The following is an 8,198-nucleotide window of genomic DNA, read 5'->3' as shown; positions in this document are numbered from 1 at the left end:
ATCAATTACAGGGCAAAAGATACCGTTCAGGGCAAAAGTGTAAACTTCGAAAACGTATCTGTTAAAGAGTTGAGCGGAATTTTTGAAGGGCTCGATACCAAAAACCATTTGATTAAAACCAATATCAAAAACCTAACTTTTAAAGAGCGTAGCGGGTTTTACCTTAAAAACTTAACGGCCCAAACCACTATAGACAGTAATGCCATCGAGCTGAAAAACCTATTGCTCGAAACCAATCAGAGCCGTTTAACAAACTATTACCAAATGCGGTTTAAAAGTTATAAAGACTTTAACCACTATGTAGATAATGTTCGGATGAAGGCCATTTTTAAAGATAGCCACATCACTTCCAGAGATATAGCCTTCTTTGCGCCTGAGCTGAACACCATGAAACTCGACCTTGATGTTGATGGCCAGATTACGGGTTTAGTGAATAACCTTAAAGCCAAAAAACTATMGTTAAGAACCGGAAAAGCCACACACATTAAAGGCGATTTTATTTTAAAGGGACTGCCGAAATGGAAAGAAACCTTTATGGACCTCAACATTGAAATGGCGGGAACGAATAAAACCGATCTGGATGAGGTACTGGCCGGCATTACCAACAGCAAAAAGAAAATTGTTCCGGTAATTGTGAACAAATTCGGCAACATTAACTTTAACGGAAGTTTTACCGGTTTCCAGAACGACTTTATTGCTTACGGCGAATTTAAAACCAAACTTGGCCGTATTGTTTCGGATGTGAACATGAAAATCGATAAAAACGATGTTCCTTCATATACAGGGAACGTAAAAAGCTACGATTTTAATCTTGGCAACCTGATTGACGAAAAAAGCCTTGGCCGTATCAGCTCCTCACTGTATGTTAAGGGCCGCGGCACTGAGCTTAAAGATTTGACCGAGAAGATAAACGGCGATGTAACCTATATCGACTTTAATAATTACCGTTACCACAATGTGAAGATTGACGGAACCTTTAACAAAAAGTATTTCGATGGCAAGCTGAGCATTAACGACCGTAATGTTAAACTGGTTTTTGATGGCGGAGTAAACCTGAATCCTAAACTGCCGGTATTTAACTTTAATGCCACTATTTCTAAAGCAAGATTAAAGGCTTTAAAGCTGGTGAAAGATTCGTTGCAGGTTGATGCTAAATTTACCACCAATTTCTCGGGTACCAACCTGAACAATATCTCAGGTAAATTATTAATAGAACAAATCAGGCTGCAAAATTCGAAGGGTATCTACAGTGTTGATTCGGTACAGTTAATGGCCGCCGGAAAGGGTGCCAGCCGCGTACTGGATATCCGATCAGATATTTTAGATGCCAGTATTAAAGGTGAGTACGATTTAAATTCTATTGTTTCTTATTACAAAGCCATCGCCAAAACCTATATCCCTTCGTTAAAGGCTGATATTATCAAATACAAGAACCAGATTTTTCAGTTTAACCTGAAGGTTAAAAAGTTCGAACCGCTGGCGCAAATATTTGTCCCAGGCTTAGAATTAGAAGAAGGGGCTACATTAACCGGCGATTTCGACTCGCGCAACAATACCGCAACGCTGAACGGTTTTGTTAAGAAACTAAAATACAATGGTATTGTGGTAAACAATATCATCCTCGATGAAAATACCACCACACAACAGCTTCAACTGATTGTAACTTCAGATCGGGTGCAGATTAACGACAGTTTGTTTATTAAAGATGTAAACATTTCCAACATCCTGCGGAACGACAGTTTGGCTTTCAACGTAAAAATGTCGAACGCTGAAGAGGACAATCAGCTCGATTTAAACGGCCTGGTAGAGTTTACCAAAAACCAAGATACCACAGCAAGGCTAAGCGTATTGCCTTCTATCTTAAAAATCAACAACGAAGAGTGGCGCATCCAGGAGAAGGTACGCATCGTGCTCAACAATGGCAAAACCGAGATCACTAATTTCGATTTAACCAACGGAAAGCAGCAGGTTATTATTGATGGATTAATTTCGGAAGACCCTAAAGATTTAATCAGTGTTGGCTTTAAAGATTTCAACTTAAAAACCCTGAACCCTTTTACCAAAGGCTTTGGTGTTAAACTGGGTGGAAACCTGAACGGCACAACCGATCTGTACGGTATATTAAAAGCACCGAGGGTTGCCGACGATTTAAAGATCGATTCGTTAAACTTTAACGATATCTATATCGGTACTTTAACCGATACCTCATCATATAGCAACGAAAGCAAAAAGATCAACGTATTTACCCGCATTATGGCCGACGATTCGGAGACTTTTAAGCTGACTGGAAATCTCGATCTAAAAGAAAAAGAAATCGACCTGGCTGTAAAAATGGACGAAAGCAAGCTCACCATCCTCGAGCCTTTTGTTAAACAACTGGTATCGAATTTAAAGGGGAATATCTCGGCTGACTTAACCGTAAAGGGCAAATTAGAAAAACCTGAAATTAATGGAACCCTATCATTAGATAAAGGGCAGCTGATGGTAAACTACCTTAAAACCACTTATGTAATTACCGATGAGGTAGAAATAAACAATAGCGTAATTAAACTCGGCGATTTTGAACTTAAGGATCTGGAAGGTCATGAGGCTACCGCACGCGGCACTGTAGACTTAAACGACATCAATTACCCTACTTTGGATGTAACAGTTAACGCGAATAGCTTAATGGCCTTAAATACCACCAGCAAAGACAATTCGGTGTATTATGGCCGGGCCTACGGCACTGGTGTATTTAAGTTTACCGGGCCTACCAATAAAATGAAGATTGATATTAAGGCAAAAACTGAAAAAGGAACCGTTTTCAACCTGCCTTTAAACAGTTCAGAAACCATATCAGATAAAGATTTCATTAATTTTGTAAGCCGCGATTCGACTGTGCTGGTTAAGAAAAAGACCAACTTTGATGGCCTGACCCTAACCTTCAAATTAACCATCGACCCGAATACCACGGCGAATATATTTACAACCCTGGGTAATTTAAGTGGCAAGGGTAATGCCGAGCTAAACTTAAACATCAACAGTTTCGGCGATTTCGAAATGTCTGGCGATTATATCATCGAAACCGGAAGTTTCGATTTTACAGCACAGGAGGTAATTAACAAAAAATTCGAGATCAGGCAAGGTGGCACCATCCGCTGGACGGGTAACCCTACAGCTGCACAGATAAACCTAAAAGCAGTATACGCTTTGAGAGCGAGTTTGAACGACCTTTACAAAGCAGCCAACCGCGATGCCAGCAGTAATGCCAACCAAAGGGTAAATACTGAGGTTGAGATGGGTTTAACAGGTTTACTCTTAAAACCAGATATTAAACTTGATATTAACTTCCCTGCTCAGCCTTCTATCAAAGAAGAACTGCAAACCTATTTCAGCGATCAGAACAACCTGAACCTTCAGGCTTTCAGTTTAATTATCAGAAGAAGTTTTGCCCCTGGAAACGGAGGAGAATCGATCGGGAACCAGCTCAGCTCTACCGCAACCAGTACAGCTACCGAGTTGGTATTTAACCAGTTTAACAATGTACTTTCTTCATTAAACTTAAATTTTGTCGATCTGAATGTACGCTCGTTGAGCGAGGCCAATGCATCGTTCAAATTCTTTAGCGATCGTTTAATTATCAACGCAGGTATTGTAGATCGGAACAGTGTGAACGATTTTACCGTTATCGATTTCTCTAAAGACAATGTGGGTAGAGAGGTTGAGGCCCTTTTCTTAATTAAAAAAGATGGAAGCTTAACTGTTAAGGCCGCAAATAAACCACCTACGCAACAAAGTATCTTCTTAAACAGCGGGATTAGCTCAACGGCAAATGTAACCTCTTTCGGTTTGGTTTACACCCAGCAGTTTGATACGTTTAAGGAGTTTATCCAGAAAATTTCTGGTGCTTACCGCCGAAACCTAAAACGGAAACAAAGCCAGGCCCCTGTTAAAACCAATAAATCGATCAATAAAGAAGCAATTATCAATCAGAGTAAAGGGAATCAACGGAGGTAGAGAGGTTCATTGGTCATTGGTTCAATAGTCAATAGTTTATTGGTCATTGGTCCGGATGTCATTCTTCCTCATACGTCATTGCGAGAAGGAACGACGAAGCAATCTTCTTTGATAGACTATGTATCATTTAGGTCCTGAAACAAGTTCAGGAGGACGAACGCCGTGGGAATGACGCAAGCAAAGAAACCATGCAGTGCTCAGCGAAGCTAATCAGCCCTATAGCATTACGATTCCCAATCAAGTTGGGAATGACGCATACATAAGAAATTAACTCTGATTATGGCGGCCGTCATTCCCGCGCAATGACGATTGATCTCGATTGAAATAATGAGAATGGTTTCTCTGCTCCATACTATATGCACCCTGCTATCCGGCCTAGGATATGATGGAAGGAGAAAACGTTAAAGCTTTAGCACCTCCTCTCAACCTACCACAACCCCGAGGTAGCACGCCCTCCCCGATTTTTCATCGGGGGCTTGTGCTGACGATCAATTAAGCTTTGACGAATTTATCCGACATCAGATCCAAGCCTTGATTGTTTGTTTCTTTATCATCAAGGATAAAGAAAAAGCCCTTCGGCGGCTAGCCGAGGCAAGCATGTGGAAGGGAGAAAGACGGCTATTTAAAGATCCTTCGCTGCGCTCAGGATGACAAATATCCTAACAAAAAAGACCAACAATCGAACATCTGTTCAACTGTTGGTCTTGTATAAGTTTTCAATTAGCGGTTTTCAGTTCTTACAATCCAAACTGTTAACTGCCAACTGAATTATCCTTTCATAATCGAATGGCCCATTTTATCTCTTTTGGTGGTCAAATAACGTTCGTTATGTACGTTACTTGCAATTTCTATAGGAATATTTTCGACCACTTCTAAGCCATAACCAATTAGACCTGCTCTTTTGGTTGGGTTATTACTCATTAAACGCATTTTAGTAACCCCTTCCGATCGCAGGATCTGCGCACCTACACCATAATCGCGTTCGTCGCCTTTAAAGCCTAATTTAATATTCGCTTCTACCGTGTCAAAACCGGCATCCTGTAAGTTATACGAACGTAATTTATTAATCAGCCCGATACCTCTACCCTCCTGGTTCATGTATACGACAATGCCTTTACCTTCTTTTTCGATCATCTCTAGTGCTTTGTGCAACTGCGGACCGCAATCGCAACGGCACGACCCAAAGATATCGCCTGTTACACAAGAGCTGTGTACACGTGCTAAAATCGGTTCGTTGGCATTCCATTCGCCTTTAGAAATGGCTAAGTGCGTGGCATTGTTATCCAACTGGGTATAAGCCGTCATTTTAAAATCACCCCAAGCAGTAGGTAAATCGATGCTAACCTCTTGTTTAATCAAACTATCCATGGTTAAACGGTAAGCGATTAAATCTTCGATTGATATAATTTTTAACTGGTGCTGTTCGGCAATTTTAAATAAATCAGGGAGTCTGGCCATTTCACCATCTTCTTTTAAAATCTCTACCAATAAACCTGCAGGTTTCATGCCGGCCAAACGCGCTAAATCTACCGCAGCCTCTGTATGACCAGCACGGCGGATTACGCCACCATCTTTTGCAATTAAAGGAAAAATATGTCCTGGTCTGCCCAACTCTTCAGGGTTGGTTTTAGGATTAACCAGGGCCAGCATGGTTTTAGAGCGGTCGCTTGCTGAGATCCCGGTGGTACAACCGTGTCCAACCAGATCTACGGAAACCGTAAAATTAGTTTCGTAAGCTGCCGTATTTTTACCCACCATCAGGTTAAGGTTTAACTCTTTACAACGTTCTTCTGTTAAGGGCGCACAGATTAAACCACGGCCGTAAGTAGCCATAAAATTGATGATCTCGGGCGTTGCATTTTCGGCTGCCGTTAAAAAATCACCTTCGTTCTCTCTATTCTCATCATCTACAACAATAATCACTTTACCAGCTTTTATATCTGCGATGGCCTCTTCTATTGTGTTTAATTTTGTTTGCATTTTATAAACATTATGGGGCAATGGCGTGTTAAAATCAATTTATACCACAAACAATAACCCGTACAAATGTACAACCTTATTGAGCAATATTTGGATTAAAATATCATCTGTAAGTAAAGGAAAAGACGCCTATTTTTCCTTCTTTTTAAACAGTTGAAGGAAGAGTTGTTTGTAATAATTTACATCAAACAAGGCCGAATCTACTGTAGCTTTATAGGTTAAAAAGGCCGCCAGTGGCGATAAAACGATTACGGCAATCCACATCCCGAATATCGGGTTTAAATTACCTTCGCGTGCTGATTTTTCGGCCACTGTGGTAATAATGTGATACACCAGAAAGAAACAAATGGCCACCACTACCGGTAAACCCATTCCCCCTTTTCTGATAATCGCACCCAAGGGTGCACCAATAAAAAACAACAGGATACAAGATGCGGCCAGGGTAAATTTACGCTGGTACTCTACTGTGGTAAAAATAATTTCGCCGGTTAAATCAGTTTGGCGCGGCCCCCAGTTGGGTACATGCTGCATAATATTCGCCACCGTATTGTTTGCATTATCGAGGGCCAGTTTCCGCGATCCGTTAGGGATACTCTTCAATATTACATCATCAATCTCTTTCGGTACGGCTTTTACTTTGGTATAACCTTTAGTCACATTAAACTGTTTAAAGTTGCTGGTGAGGTTGGCAATGGTGCGCATTTTCATCGTATCCAGTTGCTTGGTCAGCGAGTCGCGCTTTTTTACGATCCCTTTCAGGTTTAACATGGGCGTACTGTTTCCAAAAGCATTAGGATCGGTGGTATTTCCATCAAAAGACGACATATCGAAACGCGGTGAGGTTTCTTTAAAACGGTTCCGCGTAAAAATCTGCCTGGGGTTGTACATGCCGTTTTTCGAAGCCTGCTCTTCGTACTGCACACCATTTTTAAGGTAAAGCACCAAAAACTTACCATCAGCGGTTTTATTCATCTTACCCTCTCTGGCCAGAATTACTTTCGGAATCCCGTTATTTTCACGGTGATCGTAAATCATGATATTGTGTAGCGTACCGTCTTCTTCTTTCGAATCGACACGGATGGCATAACCTGGAATGGCATTGTTAAAAACCCCTGGTTTAATTAAAAATGAAAGTTTTTTGTTCCTGATATCGTACAGTAGCGAACCAAATTTGAGGTTGGCTTTGGGCAGCATATAGTTGGCAAAAAAGAAGGAGGCTATAGTGAGCATCAAAATCACCACAAACAAGGGGCGCATGGCTTTCTGTAAAGAAATCCCCGCTGATTTAATAGCCACCAACTCATAATTCTCGCCCAGCGTACCAAAAGTCATGATGGATGAAAGCAGTACCGATAGTGGTAGCGCCATAGATACGTTGGCAGCCGAGGCGTAATACATCAGCTCCAGAATGGTGTACCATTCGAAACCTTTTCCGATTAAGTCATCAATCCATTTAAACAGAAAAAACATCAATAGAATAAACATCATAACAAAAAATGTTGCTATGAATGGCTTCACAAATGCTTTTATTAATAGAAGATGTATTTTTTTCACCCTACAAAGGTAAACAATACGAAGGTAATTTATGCACCCAAAACGCTAATCAGATAATCGATCTGGTTATCCCAGATTAATTTTTTCTCTGCAAGAAGCTCATCGGTAGTAAAATCAGTAATCGAGAGGGCAACATCGTTGGTTAGTTCATCCTGTACAATTTCCATCTCAAAATAACATTGAGGTTCATCATCCAGCCACTTAAATTTAACCAGCTTATTTTCTTTAATGGAAACCAGTTTTGCTTTTTGCTGCTCATCGTCCCAGGTAAAAGTATATACCTGATCGCGAAAATTCACATCGTCCGCAAACCATTGCGATAAGCCGTTTGGCTCACTTATAAAACTATACAATATTCTTGGTGACGATCTAACTTCGTACTCTAGTGTAAATTTTTTCTTTTCTGCCATGTTAGTACACTACCAGGATAATTTCCGGACTATTTTTTAATATTATTTTTCTAAAGAAAGGTAATTTATTCTATATCTGCAACAATATAATTTTTATTGGTTCAAGGTGCAGGCTCAGTGGTTCATTTGCCATTGGTTCAATGGTTATTGGTGCATCAGTTCATTGGTCATTAGTTCATTCGTCAGTGGTCATTCCCCTCGTTACTTCATGCCAGAAGGCTATTTTGACGACGAACGCAGGGCGGGTAGTTGATTAAT

Annotated in this window: 4 protein-coding genes; 1 reads left to right on the top strand and 3 read right to left on the bottom strand. The window is 40.6% G+C overall.

Annotation, left to right across the window (positions count from 1 at the left end; genetic code table 11):
- Positions 1–3,996 (top strand): translocation/assembly module TamB domain-containing protein (locus AC1DND_RS12700; protein WP_477582068.1); only part of this gene is annotated, 3,996 nt, incomplete at its 5' end.
- A gap of 768 nt (positions 3,997–4,764) precedes the next feature.
- Here AC1DND_RS12700 and AC1DND_RS12695 read toward each other — a convergent pair.
- The 3 genes from AC1DND_RS12695 to AC1DND_RS12685 all read right to left on the bottom strand — a co-directional run bounded on the left by AC1DND_RS12695 (position 4,765) and on the right by AC1DND_RS12685 (position 7,940).
- Complete coding sequence (locus tag AC1DND_RS12695; RefSeq protein WP_131032157.1) at positions 4,765–5,976, bottom strand: bifunctional 3,4-dihydroxy-2-butanone-4-phosphate synthase/GTP cyclohydrolase II; 1,212 nt, start codon at positions 5,974–5,976, stop codon at positions 4,765–4,767.
- Positions 5,977–6,105: 129 nt separating this feature from the next.
- A complete protein-coding gene (locus AC1DND_RS12690; protein WP_477582067.1) occupies positions 6,106–7,530 on the bottom strand; it encodes an LptF/LptG family permease in 1,425 nt (474 codons plus the stop codon).
- A gap of 29 nt (positions 7,531–7,559) precedes the next feature.
- Positions 7,560–7,940, bottom strand: a complete 381-nt coding sequence (locus AC1DND_RS12685; protein WP_029278206.1) for an START-like domain-containing protein — start codon at positions 7,938–7,940, stop codon at positions 7,560–7,562.
- Between the last annotated feature and the right edge of the window lie 258 nt (positions 7,941–8,198).

The organism is Pedobacter sp. 01N416 (genome assembly GCF_056399685.1).
The sequence above is the reverse complement of the archived record's forward strand: the minus strand, read 5'-3'. Positions and strand labels throughout refer to the sequence as shown.